The following is a 20,746-nucleotide window of genomic DNA, read 5'->3' as shown; positions in this document are numbered from 1 at the left end:
ATATAAAGAGCGCTGCCGAGAGATAATTATTTGACGCGCATAAAATTAAATTACTTTGTTATCGGTGTAGTTGCCATGCTTCTGGCCCTCGCGCTGTGGCCCAATATTCCTTGGCGCAATGGCCAAGAGGGGCAACTGGACCGCATAAAAGCCCGTGGTGAACTGCGAGTTAGCACAATAAGTTCACCGCTAATTTACTCTACCGGAAAGGATGGCCCTTCCGGTCTCGACTATGAGCTGGCAAAACGTTTTGCTGACTATCTAGGGGTTAAGCTGGTGATGACCCCACAGCATAATATTAATGATTTGTTTGATGCTTTAGATAGCGATGATGCAGACATGCTGGCCGCCGGGCTGATTTATAATAGTGAACGCCTGAACCGGGCGCGCACCGGCCCTGCCTACTATTCGGTATCGCAGCAATTAGTGTACCGGCTGGGTCAGCCACGACCAAAATCATTCAGTGATTTAAAAGGCCAGTTGATTGTGGCCTCTGGTTCCGCCCATATGACCACATTGAAGCAGCTTAAACAGACCAAATATCCGGATCTTAACTGGGGGTCGTCCATTGACCGCTCCGGGAAAGAGCTACTGGAGCAAGTTGCCGACGGTAAACTCGACTATACCCTTGGCGACTCCGTCACCATTGCCCTGCTGCAACGTATCCATCCACAATTGGCGGTGGCTTTTGACGTCACGGATGAAGAGCCAGTGACTTGGTATTTCCCACAAGGCAATGATGACAGCCTGTATGCGGCGATGCTCGACTTCTACAGCCAAATGGTAGAAGACGGCAGTTTGGCGCGTCTGGAGGAGAAGTATCTGGGCCATGTCGGCAGCTTTGATTATGTCGATACCAAAACTTTCCTGTCGGCCATCGATAACGTATTGCCCACTTTCCAGCACCTGTTTGAAAAACATGCGGGCGAAATTGACTGGAAGTTACTGGCCGCGATTGCTTATCAGGAATCCCATTGGAACCCGCAAGCAACCTCACCCACCGGGGTTCGAGGTTTGATGATGTTAACCCGCGCCACCGCCAGTGGACTGGGGGTTAAAGATCGGGTTGATCCAGAAGAGAGCATTAAAGGCGGCTCGGTTTATTTGCAGCGCCTGATGCAGAAAGTACCGGATACCATCCCGGAAGATGAGCGAATCTGGTTCGCATTAGCGGCGTATAACCTCGGTTATGGCCACATGCTGGATGCTCGTCGATTGACCAAAAATCAGAATGGCAATCCAGATAGCTGGGTCGATGTCAAAATGCGGCTGCCGATGTTGAGCCAAAAGCGCTACTACCCAAGCACTACTTATGGCTATGCTCGCGGTCATGAAGCCTATAACTATGTCGAGAACATTCGCCGTTATCAGGTCAGCTTAGTGGGATATTTGCAGGAAAAAGAGAAGAAAGCTGCCCAACATGCCGCGATTGAAGCTGAGCTGGGCAAAGCTTACCCGGTGGTTGGGCCGGGCTGGTCAATCAATAATTAAGTCATTTACTGTCGGTGACGGCGCGTTTCAAGGCTTTTTGCTGTTCACGGCGCTGGCGGAAGAAGGCGCTCAACTGGTGGGAGCAGGCTTCAGCTAGCACCCCTGAGCAGACCTCTATCTGATGATTCATCCCGGGATGGCGCAAGATATCCACCAGTGATCCGGCGGCACCGGTTTTCAGATCATTCGCGCCATACACTAAGCGGCGAATCCGGCTATGCACCATGGCCCCGGCACACATCACGCAAGGTTCCAGCGTGACGTATAAAGTGGCATCTATCAGGCGATAATTTTGTACTGCCTGCCCACCCTGACGTAGTGCCATGATTTCCGCATGTGCAGTTGGGTCATTATCACGAATCGGCCGGTTCCAACCTTCGCCAATCACCTGATTATCCAGCACTAATATTGCCCCTACCGGCACTTCGCCCTCTTCTTGCGCGCGCAATGCTAACGCCAACGCTCGCTGCATCCAGTACTCATCGCTGTATTCAGTTGGCGAATTACATTCAGAAGACAAATTATTATCAGTAGACACATTAACCTCTCTGGCACTTTTGCGGCGTGCATTATACACAGCCCTCGCCGCGTCTAACCAATATAAAGTAGCTCAGCACATAATGATCAGCTAATGTTTCGACAGGACAGCAATCATTCGTGCTAAGGGAAGCCAGACAAATGAAACTCAGTAAAAAGAATGCCGCTATTGTGCGCAAAGCCCTCAATGGCTGGGCCAATGAAGGGGTCATTGAGCAGGAAGAACATCAGCGCCTATTGGCCAATATTGATGTCCAGCCTTTTGACTGGCGGCGACTAGCGGGTTATGCCTTTCTTGCGGCATTGGCGTCACTGGTTATCGCTATTGGCAGCTTAATGGCGGATACCTTCTTATTAGCCTGGATTAGCCAGTTCTTCCGCTTTGATCCGCCAGTGCGAGTGGTGGTTACTGGCCTGTTGGCCGCCGCTTTTTACGGCTGGGGCTTTTACCGCCGTCGGCAAGACGCCAGCAAGATCTATAGTAATGAATCGGTATTATTTCTTGGCGTGATTATGACTGCCGCCGCCATCGCTCAACTTGGTATGTGGCTGGATAATGGCAGTGGCCGAGTCTCGGTGCTATTGCTGCTCGGCACTGTCATCTACGCGCTGGTTGGCTGGTTTGGCCGCTCACCCCTGGTATGGCTGTTTGCCTTACTCTCGTTGGGAAATGCCTTTGGTGCAGAAACCGGTTATCTGTCTGGCTGGGGCGCTTACTGGCTGGGCATGAGCTACCCTATTCGCTTTATTGCCTTCGGTTTGCTGATTTGTGCCTCGGCACTGGCATTGCAACCGCAACTGGCGGCTCGCCGGCTAGATCGAGTCTCACAGGCAATGGGGCTGCTTTACTTGTTTATCGCCCTGTGGTTGCTGTCTATTTTTGGCAATTACGGCGATATAGACCATTGGTATCAGGTGCGCCAAATTGAGCTGCTTCATTGGAGCTTCTTGTTTGCTATCGCGGCTGGTGTGGCTATCTGGCTAGGGCTAAAACGAGATGATGCCATGCTGCGGGGTTTTGGCCTGACATTCCTCGCCATCAATCTCTATACCCGCTTTTTTGAGTTCTTTTGGGACGCGATGCCCAAGACCATTTTCTTCTTGCTGCTGGGCATCAGTTTATGGTTGCTCGGTAGGCATGCCGAGCGGATATGGCGGTTAGGGCATCATGAGGATGATGTCACTCATTGACGGATATACCCTTGGTCTTTGAAGCTGCAGGGGGTTAGCTGCGCTCACTTACCCGAATCACTTACTTGACGGGATAAGTTCGCTGGCTGCCTACCTGCAACTCCAATGACTTTGGCTATTAACTCGCGAATATACAAAATCAGTGATTTGGATAAGTATCCCCTGCAACTTCAAGGACGAAGAGTCACTCCAACTGCTGCAACTCACCCGACTTACTCACCCGCCAACGGTGCTCGCAAAACTTCAACAGCGGATTATCCTGCTTACTGTCACTGTATCCACTGTAGAGCTTCAATGGCGACCCCAAGCGCTGTTCCAATTGCACCACTTTCTCTGGCCCTAAACAGCGCAGTGGCAATACCCAACCGCCATTGCGCCGCGCCATACGGCTCCCGACCAGCCGCAGGCGGTGAATAAATTCTGCATCGTGATAAACCTGTTCAACCAACTGCTGTGGTGATCCGGTGATCAACCATACCTGAGCATCATTGCTGTCCAGATATTGGCGTAAACGCATCATAACTACCGGAAATTCCTTCACTTTCTGTCGAAAATCATTCACAAAGCGTAATTCTAAATCTTTCAGATGTGCTTCCGAGCGCCCAAAAGTTATCGCCCACAGCAACAAGCTTACTGGCCACCGGGCACAGCGCCCTCCAGCCAATAGTCCCAAGCCAATCACCGGTAATAACGGGATAACCAACAGTAGATTCAGGGGCAAATGGCGCAACAAAAAACGCAAAAAACTGCCAAACATATCCTGTTGATGCAAAGTGCCATCTAAATCAAAGAAGACTACACGCTGGGAACTTTCCGACTGCGACGCTGCCGCTTGCTCAAAGGCCGATGTGGCGTGCTTTGCGCTCAAAACGTAACTCCTATTTTTGAATCTCATGTGAATCTTACAATGCTGCGCGCAGATAACCATTATGCTGCTGTAAACTCTGACGTGCTTGCTCGGCAGTGACGCCTTTTAAGATCATTAAAATAGCCGGTTTTACTTCAAATTCAGTTTGCGACAATGCATTTTCAGCTTCAGTGCGGCTGGCCCCCGTGGCTTCAACCACAATGCGGCAAGCGCGGTCGACTAATTTTACATTGGTCGCTTTCACATCAACCATCAAATTTTGATAGACCTTACCCAGCTTAACCATTGCGCCAGTGGATAACATATTTAGCACTAATTTTTGGGCAGTCCCTGACTTCATGCGAGTAGAGCCGGTAAGCGCCTCGGGCCCAACAACTGGCGAAATCGCCACCTGGGCTTCTTGTGCAATAGGGGAATCCGGATTACAGGAAATCGCCGCCGTTGGGCAACCGAGTTGGCGGGCATAACGTAGCGCGCCAATGACATAAGGAGTGCGACCCGAGGCCGCCAATCCAACCACCATATCTGTTGGTGTCAGTTTTAAAGCTTGCAAATCCCGCTCGCCGAGCGACATGTCATCTTCAGCGCCTTCTACCGCTTTGAGCAAAGCGCCGGGGCCACCCGCAATCAACCCAATGACCATACCATGAGGGACACCAAAGGTTGGTGGACACTCCGATGCATCCAACACCCCAAGCCGCCCACTGGTTCCCGCACCAAGATAAATGAGCCGCCCACCTTGTTTTAAGGCCGCAGCAGCAAGATCGACGGCCTGAGCAATGGCCGGGATCACCAAACGAATCGCTTCAGGTACTTTGCGGTCCTCATCATTAATGCAGGCCAACATCTCCAATGTAGAGAGTTTATCCAGCTCCATCGTAGCCGGATTGCGACTTTCAGAAATCAAAGCGCCCAAATTCATGATTTTTTCCTCATTGGATTTTTAACTCATCATAATTTAGTTGTCATTGAAAGGGATCAAAAACACCTATTTTCTTGTTCCAGTCATCGGATTCACATAAAAAAAGAGTGCTATGCTCTATAGCTTGGTCTTTGACTTAATTATTTATGGGGATTATTAACCAACTTGGCAGAATAACTTCCCCATTCAGGAACTGATTTATGAGCAGTCTTCTTCGCATCCGTCAGCTCTATCCAACACTGGCACAAAATGACCGCAAGTTAGCTGATTTTCTGCTGACCAATCCCGAGCAAGCCCGCCACCTCAGTTCACAAAAACTGGCGCAAGAGACTGGCGTCAGCCAATCGGCGGTGGTCAAATTCGCCCAGAAATTAGGCTATAAGGGCTTCCCGGCACTTAAGCAGGCGCTCAGTGAAATTGTCGCGGTTCCCGAGCAAGCAGTGACTCTTCACAACCAAATATTGAGTACCGACAGCTTAAAAATAGTCGGCGAAAAGCTACTTAGCGAGAAGACCGCCGCACTACGCGCGACTCTGGATATCAATAGTGAACAGCGCCTGGCCCAAGCTCTGGAGATGTTAAAAGGTGCACAAAGGGTGATTTTAACGGGCCTTGGTGCCTCTGGATTAGTGGCAAAAGACCTTGCCTATAAGCTATTGAAAATTGGGGTGATGGCGGTTTCTGAAACCGATATGCATGCGCAATTGGCTGCAGTACAGGCACTGGATACGCGGGATTTGCTGCTGGCTATTTCATTTAGCGGCGAGCGCCGTGAGATCAATCTGGCAGCAGAAGAAGCCCAGCGCTGCGGTGCTAAGGTGCTGGCACTGACTAGCTTTACGCCAAATAGCTTGCAGCAACGCGCGGACCACTGTTTGTATACCATCTCAGAAGAGCCGGTGATCCGCAGTGCCGCTATTTCTTCCAGCACGGCGCAGTATGCACTGACCGATCTGCTGTTTATGGCAATGATCCAGCAAAATCTTGAAAGTGCTCAGGATCATATTAAACACAGTGAAGCGCTGGTGAAAAAACTGGTCTAAGGACTTCAGAGGGGTATAATCCTGCGCTGTTGAGAAGACTCAAGCTTAAGGTAAGAGAAATTATGGCCCTGTTGATCACTCGTAAATGCATCAATTGCGACATGTGCGAGCCGGAATGTCCTAATGAGGCAATTTCCATGGGTGCGGAAATCTATGAGATTGACCCAACACGCTGCACAGAGTGCGTCGGCCATTACGAAACCCCGACTTGCCAGTTGGTTTGCCCCATCGACAATACCATTACCATCGATCCTGCCTGGGTTGAAACCAACGAACAGCTGTGGGATAAGTTCGTCCAACTGCACCACGCCGATCGTCTGTAATCTCTGCCACTTTCCTATCAAGCAAATTATCAGTGCCTCCGCTGAAGCACTGATAATAAAACTTACTTAATAATCAATTCATTGCTAGATAAACAGGCTGATCAACAGCACCATCGCCAAACCTACCACCGAGTTAGTCAACTCAAGCAAGCCCCAGGTTTTCAGCGTGTCTTTAATCGACAAATCGAAATAACCTTTGAACAACCAGAATGATGCGTCATTGATGTGGGTAAAGGTATTAGAACCGGCGGCTGTCGCCAGAACTAACAATGCCGGATCCACTGACGTAATGGTATGGGTCACTGGGTCCATGACTGCGGCACCAATAATCCCCGCAGCGGTCATTGCCGACACCACGCCCTGCCCAGTAGACAAGCGGATAAGCACAGTAATCAGCCAGGCCATGATATAAGGCGACACGCCACCGGCAGACATCAGCATACCAATAGTGTCACCAATTCCGGTATCAATGATGACTTGTTTCAGCGCACCACCAGCACCAATGATCAAGATGACCATGGCTATCCCTTTGACCGCCCCTTCGAATGAGTGCATGACCCATTCCATCTTATGACCACGCCCGGTGCCAAAAAGAACAAAGGCCACCAGCATCGCGATAAACATGGCAATCGGCGATGATCCCACGAAGTTGAGGAGGGTGTACGACGTCGTCCCTTTCACCAGCCAGATATTGGCAATGGTGGTAAAAATCATAATAAAAGCAGGGATTAACGGTACTAAAATTGAGGTGCCGAATGACGGCAAATTATTTTCATCAAGAGGATCGTCCGACTTCAAGAAGGTCGGGATTGGCCGCTCTAAATTACCCAGGAATTTCGGCAAGATCAGACCGGCACAAATCACGGAAGGAATGGCAACCATAACACCGTAGATATAAACCATCCCCATATCAGCGCCATAGGCACTAACTAGAGCAACAGGCCCCGGCTGTGGCGGGAAAAGTGAGTGCGCGGTAGTGGCCGCAGCGACAGCCGGAATGGCCAGTTTGAGGAATGGGATCTTGGCTTCGACCGCAATAGCGATGATCAGTGGCGCTAAAATAATAAAGGCAACTTCATAGAACATTGCCAAACCAAAGATCAGACCGATGATGATGACGGCAAACTCAACATATTTCAGCCCAAATCGGCGCAATAGTGTCTGAGCTATCTGATGAGCAGCACCAGAATCGACCATTAGCTTGCCGATGACGGCACCAAACACCACGATTATTGCCAGTTCACCGAGCGTGCCGCCAAACCCCGCTTTAATGGTATGCAGAAGTTTGAGCAGGTCCATGCCAGCGAGAGTCCCCACCAACAGAGCCGCCAACAGCAATGCAATCATTGAGTTAATCTGATAGCGGATATTGAGCACTAGCATTAAGCCAATGCCCAATACCACCCAAAGGATATTGATCCATTCCATCTTTTATTTCCCCAGTAGTTAAAAATCAATTTTTTCTAGCATCACGGTTCTTATATTGGTCAGACCAAACCTAGTGATTTTTGTGGATAAAAAAAACGCCTGAATACCGTCACTTTTTACTTTCATTTAGAAATTACATGGACAAATTGCTTACTGCGCCTAACTATTTGGTATTACAAGTAGCATTAATTGGGCGACCAAATGAAGTATTGGTTAACCAACTTGTCGAACAGATCGCAAAATTAAGATTTATTCCGGGGATTCTGTTGATGGCCGAGGGGCAGAACAGGCCATTTACGGGTAGAAAAATAGAGAGCAGTGGCAGAGTACGGACCGATGGCAGGAGAGAGTAAACAACAAAAAAGGGCGGCATTTTCATGCTCGCCCTTCTGGTCCCAAACGCGCTATTTTACTCGCGATGGGTCGTTTCAGTGGTTAATAACGTTAGCTTTCAATAATGACAGTGGCACAGGCATAACGCCGCTCATCAGCCAGCGTCACATGCAGCGATTTGACGCCCAGTTCAGCCGCCAATTCTGCCGCACGTTGATGTAAACGTAGCGTCGGCTTACCCAATGCGTCGTTAACCACTTCGAACTGATTAAATGCCAAGCCATTACGGATACCAGTACCAAAGGCTTTAGCGGCGGCTTCTTTAACAGCAAAACGTTTAGCCAAAAAACGAATCGGCTGCTGATGCTGCTGATAATGTTGCCATTCAGATGGGCTGAGAATACGCCGAGCCAGTTTTTCCCCCGTACGCTCAACCACCGCTTCTATTCGAGAGATTTCAACAATATCAGTACCTAAGCCCAGGATAGCCATTAACGACGCGCTTCCCGCATCAAGACTTTCATCTCGGTGACCGCGGCGGCAAGACCAGACATGACCGCCTGACCAATGATTGCATGACCAATATTTAGCTCATGCATTTCTGGTAAGGCCGCTATTGGCTGCACATTGTGGTAGGTCAGACCGTGGCCCGCATTGACTTTTAGCCCTTTACCGGCAGCATAAGCTGCGGCTTTCGCGATCCGCACTAACTCGGCCTGACGGGCCAAATCTGAGGGAGCATCTGCATAAGCGCCAGTATGGATTTCAATATAAGGAGCTCCGACAGTCACTGCGGCATCAATCTGGCGCATATCGGCATCAATAAACAGTGAAACCAGAATACCCGCCTCGGATAGTCGGCTAACTGCGATGGTCATTTTATCAATTTGACCAGCGACATCCAACCCACCTTCAGTCGTCACTTCCTGACGTTTTTCTGGCACTAAACAGCAAAAATGGGGTTGCAACTCGCAAGCGATATCCACCATTTCATCGGTCACCGCCATTTCCAAATTCATGCGAGTCTGGATGGTTTGACGCAAGATACGCACATCTCGATCAGTGATATGACGACGGTCTTCGCGTAAATGTACCGTAATACCGTCAGCACCAGCTTGCTCGGCGATAAAAGCGGCCTGAACAGGATCGGGGTAAATGGTCCCACGTGCATTTCGTAACGTCGCAATGTGATCAATATTAACGCCCAGCAACAAATCAGCCATAACAGCCCTCCAGATAGGGGTACATCTTGAAAGATGACGGGTATAAGTGCCTCGCAGTTTACACTGAGTAGAGTGCCAGCGGATAGGTTACAGGATGGGAAAGTTGAAGATGGGCAGTGTAAACCGTGAGGATACCGGCGCTAAGGTAAGGGTTCGGCGGGTGGTTTAATGACAAATTGGCGAAACAGTTCGCGGCTTTTTAGTGGCTTACCGCCGAGATAAGGTTTCAGGGCAATACGAGTAAATCGCTTGGCTGCGCGCAATGTATCAGCATCAGGGAATTCACGATTTGCCAGAGCCAATAATTGCCGCCCGGTAAAACTGTAGTGATCAACCACCAAACTGGCAATAAATCCTTTCTCTTCCCGATAGCGGTAGGTCATGGTGTCTGATACCGGCTGCCCGCTGCCGGCGCAATGGAGAAAATCAACGCCATACCCCAGATGGGCCAGTATCGCTAATTCAAACTGACGCAACGCATATTCAGGCGAGCCATCGCTACCCGCTAATGACTGTAAACAATGCAGATAATCGAAGAATAAAGCGGAGTAATTGGTTTGATGTTCCAAGACACGCGAGAGCAGCTCGTTGACATATAAGCCACTGTACAACATAGAGCCACTCAATGGGAGAGCGAGGGATACCGGCTCAGCACTGCGTAACGTTTTGACTTCACCACGCCCCGTCCAGCGAACCAGTAAGGGGGTAAAAGGCTGCAAGCAGCCTTTTAAATTGGAGCGACGACCCCGCGCACCTTTAGCTAATACCCGCATGCGGCCTTCCCCTTCAGTGAACAAATCCAGCATTAAACTGGTTTCACTGTAAGGTCGCCCATGCAGGACAAATGCGCGTTGCCAACCTTCCATAGGCGAGCCTTATTTCAGGTCGTCGGTATAGCCTAAGCTGCGCAATGCACGTTCGTCATCTGCCCAGCCTGATTTCACTTTCACCCACAGCTCAAGATGCACCTTGGCGTCGAACATTTGTTCCATGTCCTGACGAGCTTCGATACCGATGGTCTTGATTTTTGAACCTTTATTGCCGATGACCATTTTCTTCTGGCCTTCGCGCTCAACCAAAATCAGCCCGTGGATATTATAGCCACCACGCTCATTTGGTACGAACTGTTCTATTTCAACCGTCACCGAGTAAGGCAATTCCTCACCCAAGAAGCGCATCAGTTTTTCACGGATGATTTCTGACGCCATAAACCGCTGCGAGCGGTCAGTGATGTAATCTTCCGGGAAATGATGTCCAGCTTCTGGCAGAATCTTGCGTACGATGCTGGCAATAGTATCTACGTTCATGCCTTTTTCGGCGGAAATTGGCACAACATCAAGGAAATTCATCTGCTGGCTAAGGAACTGAATATGTGGCAACAGTTTGGTTTTATCCGTCACGTTATCCACTTTATTGATAGCCAGTAACACCGGGCACTTCAGACTGCGTAGCTTATTCACTACCATCTCGTCATCAGCAGTCCAGTTTGTTCCTTCAACCACAAAAATCACTAATTCCACATCACCGATAGAGCTGCTTGCCGCGCGATTCATTAAACGGTTAATCGCACGTTTTTCTTCAATATGCAGCCCCGGGGTATCAACATAAATAGCCTGATAAGGCCCTTCAGTATGAATGCCCATAATACGGTGGCGTGTGGTTTGCGGTTTACGTGAAGTAATGGAGATTTTCTGCCCCAACAATTCATTCAGCAAGGTAGATTTACCCACATTTGGGCGACCTACAATTGCAATAAAACCACAATACGTTTTTTCTACTTCGCTCATTCAAGCTCCAACTGTTTCAGCGCTTGTTCCGCTGCCGCCTGCTCAGCCTTACGGCGACTTGAGCCGGTACCTACTACCGGTTCATTCAAGCCACTCACCTGGCAGTGGATAGTAAATTCCTGATCATGTGCTTCTCCACGAACCTGCACAACCAGATAAGAAGGCAATGGCAGATGACGGCCCTGCAAATATTCTTGCAAGCGCGTTTTTGGGTCTTTCTGCTTATCACCAGGGCTGATTTCCTCTAAGCGACTGCGATACCAGTCGAGAATCAGCCGTTCAATTGTATGAATATCGCTATCTAGGAATACACCGCCAATTAAGGCTTCTACGGTATCCGCCAAAATTGATTCGCGACGAAAACCGCCACTTTTCAATTCACCCGGCCCAAGGCGTAAACATTCACCGAGGTCAAACTCACGGGCCATTTCGGCTAGTGTATTACCTCTTACCAATGTTGCTCGCATCCGACTCATATCCCCTTCATCGACTCGAGGGAAACGGCGGTACAACTCATTGGCAATAACAAAACTTAATATAGAGTCACCCAGGAACTCCAAACGCTCATTGTGTTTGCTGCTGGCGCTACGATGAGTCAGTGCTTGCAGCAAGAGCTCCTGCTGTTGAAAAGTGTAGCCCAGCTTCCGCTGTAGCCTATTTATTACGATGGGGTTCATGAGTTACCAATAGATCAAGAATGCGTCAAAAACTACAGCAGACGGAACAGGTCTGATTGGCCAAAATTACCCAGACAAAACTGTTTCGTTTGCAGTGGCCCCCATAAAAGAGCCAACTCTTATCGCTCGAAAGGTTATTCTACAACGAGTGGAAATATAATGCTGCGTTTAAATACCCTGCGTACTTGAAGTTACAGCGGTATTAGCTGCTCTTGCCCACCCAAATCACTGACTTTTGTCAGCTCATTGGGATGTGCTCGCTGGCTGCCTAGCTGTAACATCAATTACTTTGGGTAATACCCTGCTTACTTAAAGTTACAGCGGTGTTAGCTCGATTGCTCACAACGCTGTAACGCCGATGACGCAGGTAGAGCCGGAATTAATGAATTCCACCAATCCGACTTAAACGTACTCCCGTTGGCCACTCACCTTCTTGCTTTTCAAAACTCATCCAAATAGCGGTGGCTTTGCCCACTAAATTACGTTCTGGCACAAAACCCCAGTAACGGCTATCTGCACTATTATCCCGATTGTCGCCCATCATAAAGTAATGGCCTTCTGGAACAACCCAAACTCCCAATGGCTGATTAGGTTGCTGATAATAAGCGCCTAGCTGCTCCTGACGCCCAGGGACCGTCAGAATTTGATGTGCTACCGGCCCAAGGCTCTCGGTACGCTCACGGAGGCGTACACCACCATCTGGCACCGCCTGATTAGTCGGGATCTGGAAGAACCCGGCAGAAGCCTCGCCATTGCCGCTATAACTGAATGTCTGTACAAAAACACTTGGCTCAGACGGACTGTAAGTAATTGGCAGTGCGCTGTCACAAGAAGTTCCGGTATTACAGGCTGGTTGAACCGTCACTTCTTTGCTGATTGGATTATAACTTACCCGGTCACCCGGCAAACCCACCACACGTTTGATATAGTCCAACCGCGGGTCAAGTGGATATTTAAAGACCGCAATATCACCGCGCTTAGGATGCCCCGTAGGAATCAACGTGGTCTGAGTAATAGGGTCTTTAATCCCGTAAGCAAACTTCTCAACCAGAATGAAATCACCGATCAATAGCGTTGGCATCATCGAACCAGAAGGAATCTGGAAAGGTTCGTAAATAAACGAACGCACGATGAATACCAGGGCTAACACCGGGAACACCGAGGCACAAGTTTCAATCCAGCCCGGCTGTTTTGCTGCCGGTGCCAGAGTCTTGTTATCTACAGCGCTACCCGTTTGTGCCTTGATCGCCGCAGTTTGCGCATTAACAGCCGCAATTTTTGCCTGACGGGCCGGGCCCCATTTAAAACGCTCGAAGCACCAAATAATCCCAGTCACCAGCGTTGCTATCGCTAAAATCAAGGCAAACATGTTAGCCATCAAAACTCCTTATTTACTGTCTTTTCCGACGTGCAGAATAGCCAGGAAAGCTTCTTGCGGTAATTCAACGTTACCGACCTGCTTCATACGTTTTTTACCGTCTTTCTGTTTCTGCAGAAGTTTCTTCTTACGGCTAACGTCACCGCCATAACACTTCGCCAGTACGTTTTTACGTAACTGTTTCACAGTTGAGCGGGCAATGATGTGATTGCCAATAGCCGCCTGAATCGCAATATCAAATTGCTGGCGTGGGATCAGCTCTTTCATTTTTTCAACCAAATCGCGCCCACGGTACTGCGCATTATCACGGTGAGTGATAAGTGCCAGTGCATCCACGCGCTCATTGTTGATTAACACATCAACACGCACCATGTCAGAAGTCTGGAAGCGTTTGAAATTGTAATCCAGTGAAGCATAACCACGAGATGTCGATTTTAGGCGGTCGAAGAAATCGAGCACCACTTCAGCCATCGGAATCTCATACGTCAGTGCCACTTGGTTACCGTGGTAAACCATATTGGTCTGCATACCGCGTTTTTCAATACACAATGTTATGACGTTACCGAGGTATTCCTGTGGCAACAACATATGACATTCAGCAATAGGCTCGCGCAGTTCTTCAATATTGTTCAGGGCTGGCAGCTTAGAAGGGCTATCAACATAAACCGTTTCCTGAGCTGTTGTAATCACCTCATACACCACTGTAGGTGCCGTGGTGATAAGCTCCAGATCGTATTCACGCTCCAAACGCTCCTGAATGATTTCCATATGCAACAAGCCAAGGAAACCACAGCGGAAACCAAAGCCTAATGCAGTCGAGCTCTCTGGTTCATAGAACAAAGAAGCGTCATTAAGACTCAACTTGCCCAATGCATCACGGAAAGCTTCATAATCATCTGAGCTAATGGGGAACAGACCCGCGTAAACCTGTGGTTTTACTTTCTTAAAACCAGGTAAAGATTTTTCAGCTGGGTTACGGGCTAATGTCAGCGTATCGCCGACTGGTGCGCCCAGAATGTCTTTTATCGCACAGACCAACCAGCCTACTTCACCGCAATTCAGCACATCACGGTCAACACGTTTTGGTGTAAAGATACCCAGGCGATCCGCGTTATAGCTTTGGCCGGTACTCATCACCTTAACTTTATCGCCCTTACGCAGCGAACCATTCTTGATACGGATTAATGACACCACACCCAGATAGTTATCAAACCAGGAGTCAATAATCAGTGCCTGCAATGGCCCGTCTGGATCGCCTTGTGGTGGTGGAATATCACGAACTAAACGTTCGAGAATATCAGGAACACCCACGCCAGTTTTTGCCGAGCAGCGGACGGCATCGGTCGCATCAATACCGACGATATCTTCAATTTCTTCAGCAACACGCTCAGGGTCGGCTGCTGGCAAGTCGATTTTATTCAGAACTGGAACGACTTCCAGATTCATTTCCATCGCGGTGTAGCAGTTCGCCAGCGTTTGTGCTTCAACGCCCTGCCCTGCATCAACCACCAATAAAGCCCCTTCACAAGCCGCCAATGAGCGGGAAACTTCATAAGAGAAGTCAACGTGGCCAGGGGTATCGATAAAGTTAAGTTGATAGGTTTGACCATCTTTAGCGTGGTAATCAAGTGTCACACTCTGTGCCTTGATGGTGATGCCGCGCTCACGCTCCAGATCCATGGAATCCAGTACTTGAGCGGCCATTTCACGCTCAGATAAACCGCCACAGATCTGAATAATACGGTCCGACAGTGTCGATTTACCGTGGTCAATATGGGCAATAATAGAAAAGTTTCTTATGTGCTTCATTTATATGAATTTTTCTCTAGTCGTTGTCTTTAATTAATTATTGGTGGACACAGCGATGGACTCGAACCCAAAACTACCCACATAAATATGCACGCATCTTACACTGTAAGTTAGCCTCGTGAAAGGCATCACACTTAGCTTGTTGCCTGATTTATCCTGTTAAAATGTATCTGCGCCTTTCTGTTTGCCGTCATCGGCTGGGCTGACCCCAGTGACTCTGATGTTGCTATTTCAGGCTGAATATCTACTAAATCACTTTAGGAAAAAGCTCATTTACCCCATGAACAAATAACTTAGAGTATTAATATTGTTTAATCAAAACCAAGCGAAATATCCTCTTGGCGGCCAGATGGAGAATATTATGATCGACGAAGGGAAAATACTGAGCCGCCATGAATTAAGAAATAAAAATTCAAAGCTAAATATTGCTGTGATATTATTTATATTAGCATTAAGTTTCTTAGCTATTATATTATCAATAACGACATCTATTTTTTTAACACCTTCAATTTTTTCTATATTGTGCGTAGCCATCGCCGGCATCTCGTTGAGTTTATTACTCTATTTACGTTTGTACTACAGCCCAATGTTTACCTATTTTTTATATGAAAAAGGTGTTCGTGTTTTCAATCATCACAATGGGAATGTTTATTTTATTTCATTTAATAAAATAGAATATATTTATAAATACCACACAGGAATAAACCCTAACGGCCACATCAACGCCATGGCATTTCGCACATCAAAAAATCAGCCCTGGAATATCATCGTTAATAATATAGCCAATGCTTACCCACTCATAAACACAATAATTCACCAACAAGTTATGCATGTCGGATTAATAAGTTTAGATACGTTATCTCGAGGAAAAACCATCATATTCGATATAGTAAAGAATAATGATAACTATTTGAAATTTCTTACTTTTGATTTCATGAAGATGAAGAAAATTCAGATGGATACCAACCCACTGTCACTCAGTGCTCAGTCATTAATTACAACAAAAGGTACAATCAATATTGAAGATATTTTACGTATCGAGACATTACGTGAAGCTCGTCATGACAAAATACGTTTATTTGACGCCAAGGGTAACGTTCTTTTTTCAGTAGATTATTCATCTCTCATTAGCGCGGATCTTTTTATTGCACTACTGGAGCATATGATACAAAACCGAATTCCAGCCTACTATGGCTAAAATCACTCTTGCTGGATACGTATCGCTGTTGGTGGCAAACCAATCTGCAAGACCGTGGGTTGATAATCACTCTTCCCTTCAATCTTGGCCGCTAATGTTCGAGCCAATAAAAAACCCAAACCCGCACCAGAAAGAGCACCGAGAGCAGTAAAAGCATCAGTAATAAATAAAGCCTGAAATAGCGCCCCACCAGTAATTAGCCCGGCTAATGGTGTTAAATAGACCAAAGAAGCTGAACGCAATAAACTACCTTCGCTGATCCCAACTTCAACCTTTTGCCCTGGTTCAAGTGGTTGCGAAATTGCGACTGTTAATTGGTGCTCAGATTCTGGCCCTAATTCATTCAACAGATGGCTGCCGCAGCCCGAACGCGCATTACAGCTCCCGCAGCCAGAATGAGGTTCACAGCGCAAAAGCGCCACCCCATTTTGCCACGAGATAACTGTCGCCCATTCTTTCATCATTTTGCAGGATCCAAAACGATACTATCGGCAATACGTTTCGCCGTTGAAGGAGGCAGTTCACCTACTACTGTGATTTCTACATTATTACGCGCTTCAGTATGAACCGTACGACGCCCTTGACGTAAAGATTGCTCTGAGGGGGTATCTTTCTCAATCGGATTAACATTAATTGAGAAACTAAACAGGCCATCAGTATAGAGCCGTGACTCAGTTGGCGTATCCATGTTAGGTAACGTACGGCGGCTACGTGAAACTTCAGTCACCCCTTCAGGTAACCAACGCGGAGCCCAACTAAAGTCCACTTTAGTTTTGGCAGGTAAAGCAAGTAATGGTGGCAAAGACAGTTTTAACACGCCTTGCAGAATCTCTTGAATAGGTTCACCGACCGCAAAAGAGATCACCCGAAATTGCTCAAGTGTTTCACCATCGCGATCTAAAAGATCTATCCGCATAGGGAGTTTTGTTGCCTCATCCATCCAAATGATATAGCTGTAGCGTGAGCTGTCACGGGGAACAACTCTAATAACCTGACATGGCCGGTCGGCTACACGGGCGCGACCTAAAGCAATATAGTTATAGTATTTTGACAGTTTTTCAAAATCGGGGAATACAACAGAAGGTAGGGCATCAACAATGTGCTCACCGCTCAACGTGAAAGAATCAAAACCTGGCTCGAAATAACTTATCTCATTGCCACGTTGAATAATCTCAGTTCGCGGGCCATCCATACGCAATAACTGCGCTAGTGTTTTTTTATCTTGGATAGCATGACGATAGCGAAGAGAATCAATCCCTTGCTTATTTACGTTGATGTACGATAGCTCATAGTTGAGCGACTGGCTGGCACTGCTCATTTCTTGCAACATTGCTATCGGCGGGGTATCCGCCGATGCAATTGTTGGCATAAGCAGGCTGCCCGCCATTAAACAGACGGAAAACCAAAGTTGCTTCATTACTGCTGCTGCATTCCTAAGGACTGAGTTCCAGGGACCTGAATAGCGGCTTGTGTCGATGACGTAGGTTCCTGCAGCACACCAGTTTGCGGCAAACGACGTTGCAATTCAAAATCTTGCAACTGAGTCATCATGTTGACACGGCGACGTTGCTCTTGAACCTGATGCTGTTGAGATGTTCCGAAAGAACCATCAGCAGGCACACCAAAACTGACTGGTGATGCTTTACCCATCATCGGCAATGTATTAAATGCAGGTGCTTCTGACTGTAAATTACTGGATGCGGGTTGGTTATATTGCTGAACCCCCACAATTACAGCGAGAGAAACACACGCGGCAACCCCAACCTGAGTAATCTGGCTGGCCCATGGGCGCACTTTTTGCCAGAAAGGCATTTTCTGCCAGACATGAGGTTGTGGCTGAGATTCAGGCACAGCAATAGGAACAAAACGAGCAGGCTCATTTTTAAGTGCCTCTGCGACACGGCTGGCGATATCCAGATGCAAGACTTCACCAACGTCCCCCCGCAGGGTATCACGGATTAAATGATAGCTCTGCCAGCTTTGCTGCAAGGTTTTATCTTTCGATAAAGACCCTATCAGCTCACTATCAAGAGTTTCTCCGTCCATCAGAGCGGAAAGCTTTTCTTTCTGCATGCCAAATACCCTTTATGTGTCCGCTTATCGCTGAATCAGCGGCTGAACTTTGTTATCGATAGCTTCTCTGGCGCGGAAGATACGGGAACGAACAGTACCCACCGGACAGTCCATAATTACAGCTATCTCTTCATAGCTTAGACCATCTAACTCCCTGAGTGTAATCGCCATGCGGAGATCTTCAGGAAGTGACTCTATGGTTTTGAAAACTATCTGCCTCAATTCTTCAGACAACATTAAGTTCTCAGGGTTCGATATTTCTTTCAATGCACCCGCATTTTCGTAATTTTCAGCATCATTTGCATCCACATCACTGGATGGCGGGCGCCGCCCCTGAGCAACTAAATAATTTTTTGCTGTATTAACAGCGATTCGGTACAGCCAAGTATAAAAAGCACTATCGCCACGAAATGACTCGAGTGCGCGATATGCCTTAATAAAAGATTCCTGAACTACATCAGGAACATCGCCTTGAGGCACATATCGGGATACGAGGCTCGCAACCTTATGCTGGTATCTAATTACCAGTAAATTGAACGATTGCTGATCACCTTTCTGGACCCGTTCAACCAGCATCTGATCCGTTAACTGCTCGCTCATCCGAGGTGAACTCTCCCGAAATCTATCCCCACGCTAAAAGTTGTACTGCCAGCCATATCTTTATTTTCCTGAGCAAGCACACGCTTGGAGTTTATAAAAAGTGCAAAGTTCCATGTTGCCAGATTATTTGTCTGAATATTCTTTAGACATCTTATAGCCATAGCTTTTGCTCTGGCAGATAGGCTAACATGAATTTCACTCTTCTTCTGCACACATCATACGATATGCAATCATCATCTGAACACGTTAGCGATGTATTGATCATCGGGAGTGGCGCTGCCGGTTTATCACTGGCTTTACGTCTTGCGCCACATTGTAAAGTAACTGTTCTGAGCAAAGGGCCACTTAATGAAGGTGCCACTTTTTATGCTCAGGGAGGGATTGCTGCCGTTTTTGATGAAACTGACAGCATCAGCTCACATGTCGAAGACACCCTGATTGCCGGGGCCGGGCTTTGCGACAAAGATGCCGTAGAGTTTATCGCCAGTAACGCCCGCTCTTGCGTGCAATGGCTGATTGATCAAGGTGTCCTTTTCGATACCGAAACCAATGCCAGCGGCGAAGAACGTTATCACCTTACCCGTGAGGGTGGCCACAGTCACCGCCGTATACTACATACTGCGGATGCAACAGGTAAAGAAGTAGAGACCACCCTCGTAGGCAAAGCAAGTACTCATCCTAATATTTTAGTTAAAGAGCGCTGCAATGCAGTCGATCTTATCACGTCAAATAAAATTGGTTTGGCGGGAACTAAGCGCGTTGTCGGTGCTTATATCTGGAACCGAGAGCTTGAGAAAGTTGAAACCTTCCGCGCCAAAGCTGTCGTTTTAGCCACAGGCGGAGCCGCTAAAGTCTATCAATATACCACCAACCCGGATATCTCCTCTGGCGATGGTATTGCCATGGCGTGGCGGGCCGGGTGCCGGGTCGCTAATCTGGAATTCAACCAGTTCCATCCGACCTGTCTGTTCCACCCGCAAGCGCGTAACTTTTTGCTGACTGAAGCCTTGCGTGGTGAGGGCGCTTATCTTAAACGCCCTGATGGCACTCGTTTCATGCTCGATTTTGACCCTCGAGGCGAACTCGCTCCTCGCGATATCGTGGCGCGTGCCATAGACCATGAAATGAAACGTCTGGGTGCTGATTGTATGTATCTGGATATCAGTCATAAACCCACTGATTTCGTGATGCAACACTTCCCAATGATCTATGAAAAACTGCTGTCATTGGGCATCGATCTGACCAAAGAAGCCATTCCTATCGTTCCCGCCGCTCATTATACCTGCGGTGGTGTGATGGTAGACCAACATGGCCGTACGGATCTTGATGGGCTATATGCCATTGGCGAAGTCAGCTATACCGGCTTGCACGGTGCAAACCGTATGGCATCCAACTCGTTACTGGAATGTTTAGTCTATGGTTGGTCTGCCGCCGAAGATATTCTGACGCGCTTACCGACTGCCAAATTAGCTAAACATTTACCTGATTGGGATGAAAGCCGTGTTGATAACTCAGATGAACGAGTTGTCATTCAACATAACTGGCATGAATTGCGTCTGTTTATGTGGGACTACGTCGGTATTGTTCGCACGACCAAACGCTTAGAGCGGGCCTTACGCCGGATTAATACCTTGCAGCAGGAAATTGACGAATATTATGCCAATTTCCGCATCTCAAATAATCTGCTGGAATTACGTAATCTGGTGCAGGTCGCGGAGTTAATCGTGCGTTGTGCTATGGACCGTAAAGAGAGCCGAGGGTTGCACTATACCCTTGACTACCCTGAGCAAATTGAGAATCCAAAGCCAACTATTTTGCATCCGTAATGGCTTCTCAGGGCGCGATATCTTTCTAGTTCAGGATTT

General features: G+C 47.8%; 22 protein-coding genes. 7 read left to right on the top strand and 15 right to left on the bottom strand.

The features are described from left to right. The first annotated feature begins 30 nt into the window (after positions 1-30). A complete protein-coding gene (gene mltF, locus N0H69_RS08625) occupies positions 31-1,491 on the top strand; it encodes a membrane-bound lytic murein transglycosylase MltF (RefSeq protein WP_050122986.1) in 1,461 nt (486 codons plus the stop codon). A gap of 1 nt (position 1,492) precedes the next feature. Here mltF and tadA read toward each other — a convergent pair whose 3' ends face one another. Then, a complete protein-coding gene (tadA, locus tag N0H69_RS08620) occupies positions 1,493-2,068 on the bottom strand; it encodes a tRNA adenosine(34) deaminase TadA (protein WP_050122988.1) in 576 nt (191 codons plus the stop codon). A 101-nt stretch (positions 2,069-2,169) separates the two neighbouring features. Between tadA and N0H69_RS08615 the strand changes: the two genes are divergently transcribed. Continuing rightward, positions 2,170-3,219 (top strand): hypothetical protein, encoded by a 1,050-nt coding sequence (locus N0H69_RS08615; RefSeq protein WP_050151785.1) that lies wholly within the window; start codon positions 2,170-2,172, stop codon positions 3,217-3,219. Positions 3,220-3,403: 184 nt separating this feature from the next. Here N0H69_RS08615 and yfhb read toward each other — a convergent pair whose 3' ends face one another. Both yfhb and murQ read right to left on the bottom strand, forming a co-directional pair. Next, positions 3,404-4,087 carry a phosphatidylglycerophosphatase C gene (gene yfhb, locus N0H69_RS08610; RefSeq protein WP_050151784.1) on the bottom strand — a complete coding sequence of 228 codons (684 nt, stop codon included), beginning with the start codon at positions 4,085-4,087 and terminating at the stop codon, positions 3,404-3,406. Between the two features lie 34 nt (positions 4,088-4,121). Beyond that, positions 4,122-5,009 (bottom strand): N-acetylmuramic acid 6-phosphate etherase, encoded by an 888-nt coding sequence (gene murQ / locus N0H69_RS08605; RefSeq protein ID WP_050151783.1) that lies wholly within the window; start codon positions 5,007-5,009, stop codon positions 4,122-4,124. Positions 5,010-5,209: 200 nt separating this feature from the next. On the opposite strand from murQ, the gene N0H69_RS08600 reads away from it, so the two are divergent. After that, complete coding sequence (locus N0H69_RS08600; RefSeq protein ID WP_050151782.1) at positions 5,210-6,052, top strand: MurR/RpiR family transcriptional regulator; 843 nt, start codon at positions 5,210-5,212, stop codon at positions 6,050-6,052. A 62-nt stretch (positions 6,053-6,114) separates the two neighbouring features. Beyond that, positions 6,115-6,375, top strand: a complete 261-nt coding sequence (locus tag N0H69_RS08595) for a YfhL family 4Fe-4S dicluster ferredoxin (protein WP_050108108.1) — start codon at positions 6,115-6,117, stop codon at positions 6,373-6,375. Between the two features lie 84 nt (positions 6,376-6,459). Here N0H69_RS08595 and gntP read toward each other — a convergent pair whose 3' ends face one another. Then, entirely contained in the window at positions 6,460-7,803 is a 1,344-nt protein-coding gene (gntP, locus tag N0H69_RS08590; RefSeq protein ID WP_050151781.1) for a gluconate permease GntP, read from the bottom strand. A 137-nt stretch (positions 7,804-7,940) separates the two neighbouring features. On the opposite strand from gntP, the gene N0H69_RS08585 reads away from it, so the two are divergent. Beyond that, positions 7,941-8,156, top strand: a complete 216-nt coding sequence (locus N0H69_RS08585; protein ID WP_050151780.1) for a hypothetical protein — start codon at positions 7,941-7,943, stop codon at positions 8,154-8,156. A 91-nt stretch (positions 8,157-8,247) separates the two neighbouring features. Here N0H69_RS08585 and acpS read toward each other — a convergent pair whose 3' ends face one another. The 7 genes from acpS to lepA all read right to left on the bottom strand — a co-directional run bounded on the left by acpS (position 8,248) and on the right by lepA (position 15,010). Then, positions 8,248-8,628 carry a holo-ACP synthase gene (gene acpS, locus N0H69_RS08580; protein ID WP_050108119.1) on the bottom strand — a complete coding sequence of 127 codons (381 nt, stop codon included), beginning with the start codon at positions 8,626-8,628 and terminating at the stop codon, positions 8,248-8,250. Beyond that, entirely contained in the window at positions 8,628-9,359 is a 732-nt protein-coding gene (pdxJ, locus tag N0H69_RS08575; protein WP_050108121.1) for a pyridoxine 5'-phosphate synthase, read from the bottom strand. Before pdxJ ends, acpS begins: the two co-directional genes overlap by 1 nt. A 140-nt stretch (positions 9,360-9,499) precedes the next feature. After that, complete coding sequence (gene recO / locus N0H69_RS08570) at positions 9,500-10,225, bottom strand: DNA repair protein RecO (protein ID WP_050108124.1); 726 nt, start codon at positions 10,223-10,225, stop codon at positions 9,500-9,502. 9 nt (positions 10,226-10,234) lie between these two features. Then, the gene (era, locus tag N0H69_RS08565) at positions 10,235-11,146 is read right to left on the bottom strand and encodes a GTPase Era (protein ID WP_032910736.1); all 912 of its coding nucleotides are present in this window, start codon (positions 11,144-11,146) and stop codon (positions 10,235-10,237) included. Next, the gene (gene rnc / locus N0H69_RS08560; RefSeq protein WP_050100841.1) at positions 11,143-11,823 is read right to left on the bottom strand and encodes a ribonuclease III; all 681 of its coding nucleotides are present in this window, start codon (positions 11,821-11,823) and stop codon (positions 11,143-11,145) included. The genes era and rnc overlap by 4 nt, the downstream gene beginning before the upstream one ends. A 379-nt stretch (positions 11,824-12,202) precedes the next feature. After that, on the bottom strand, positions 12,203-13,201 hold the full coding sequence (gene lepB / locus N0H69_RS08555) for a signal peptidase I (RefSeq protein WP_050135060.1): 999 nt from the start codon (positions 13,199-13,201) through the stop codon (positions 12,203-12,205). A gap of 9 nt (positions 13,202-13,210) precedes the next feature. Further along, entirely contained in the window at positions 13,211-15,010 is a 1,800-nt protein-coding gene (gene lepA, locus N0H69_RS08550) for a translation elongation factor 4 (protein WP_004390512.1), read from the bottom strand. A gap of 361 nt (positions 15,011-15,371) precedes the next feature. Between lepA and N0H69_RS08545 the strand changes: the two genes are divergently transcribed. Beyond that, on the top strand, positions 15,372-16,208 hold the full coding sequence (locus tag N0H69_RS08545) for a hypothetical protein (RefSeq protein WP_050151779.1): 837 nt from the start codon (positions 15,372-15,374) through the stop codon (positions 16,206-16,208). Between the two features lie 2 nt (positions 16,209-16,210). Here the strand turns inward: N0H69_RS08545 and rseC are convergent, their stop codons facing one another. From rseC to rpoE, 4 genes are read right to left on the bottom strand one after another with little or no spacing between them, the layout of a single operon-like run. After that, a complete protein-coding gene (gene rseC, locus N0H69_RS08540) occupies positions 16,211-16,672 on the bottom strand; it encodes a SoxR-reducing system protein RseC (RefSeq protein ID WP_050135057.1) in 462 nt (153 codons plus the stop codon). Continuing rightward, a complete protein-coding gene (gene rseB, locus N0H69_RS08535; protein WP_050108136.1) occupies positions 16,669-17,625 on the bottom strand; it encodes a sigma-E factor regulatory protein RseB in 957 nt (318 codons plus the stop codon). The genes rseC and rseB overlap by 4 nt, the downstream gene beginning before the upstream one ends. Then, complete coding sequence (gene rseA / locus N0H69_RS08530; protein WP_050108139.1) at positions 17,625-18,281, bottom strand: anti-sigma-E factor RseA; 657 nt, start codon at positions 18,279-18,281, stop codon at positions 17,625-17,627. The genes rseB and rseA overlap by 1 nt, the downstream gene beginning before the upstream one ends. A 24-nt stretch (positions 18,282-18,305) precedes the next feature. Then, positions 18,306-18,881, bottom strand: coding sequence for an RNA polymerase sigma factor RpoE (gene rpoE, locus N0H69_RS08525; protein ID WP_005159396.1), 576 nt, complete (start codon positions 18,879-18,881; stop codon positions 18,306-18,308). Positions 18,882-19,105: 224 nt separating this feature from the next. On the opposite strand from rpoE, the gene nadB reads away from it, so the two are divergent. Beyond that, complete coding sequence (nadB, locus tag N0H69_RS08520) at positions 19,106-20,707, top strand: L-aspartate oxidase (RefSeq protein WP_172665454.1); 1,602 nt, start codon at positions 19,106-19,108, stop codon at positions 20,705-20,707. The last annotated feature ends 39 nt before the right edge of the window (positions 20,708-20,746 follow it).

Origin of the sequence: Yersinia alsatica (assembly GCF_025133195.1) — a bacterium.
Classification (GTDB): Bacteria; Pseudomonadota; Gammaproteobacteria; order Enterobacterales; family Enterobacteriaceae; genus Yersinia; species Yersinia alsatica.
The sequence above is the reverse complement of the archived record's forward strand: the minus strand, read 5'-3'. Positions and strand labels throughout refer to the sequence as shown.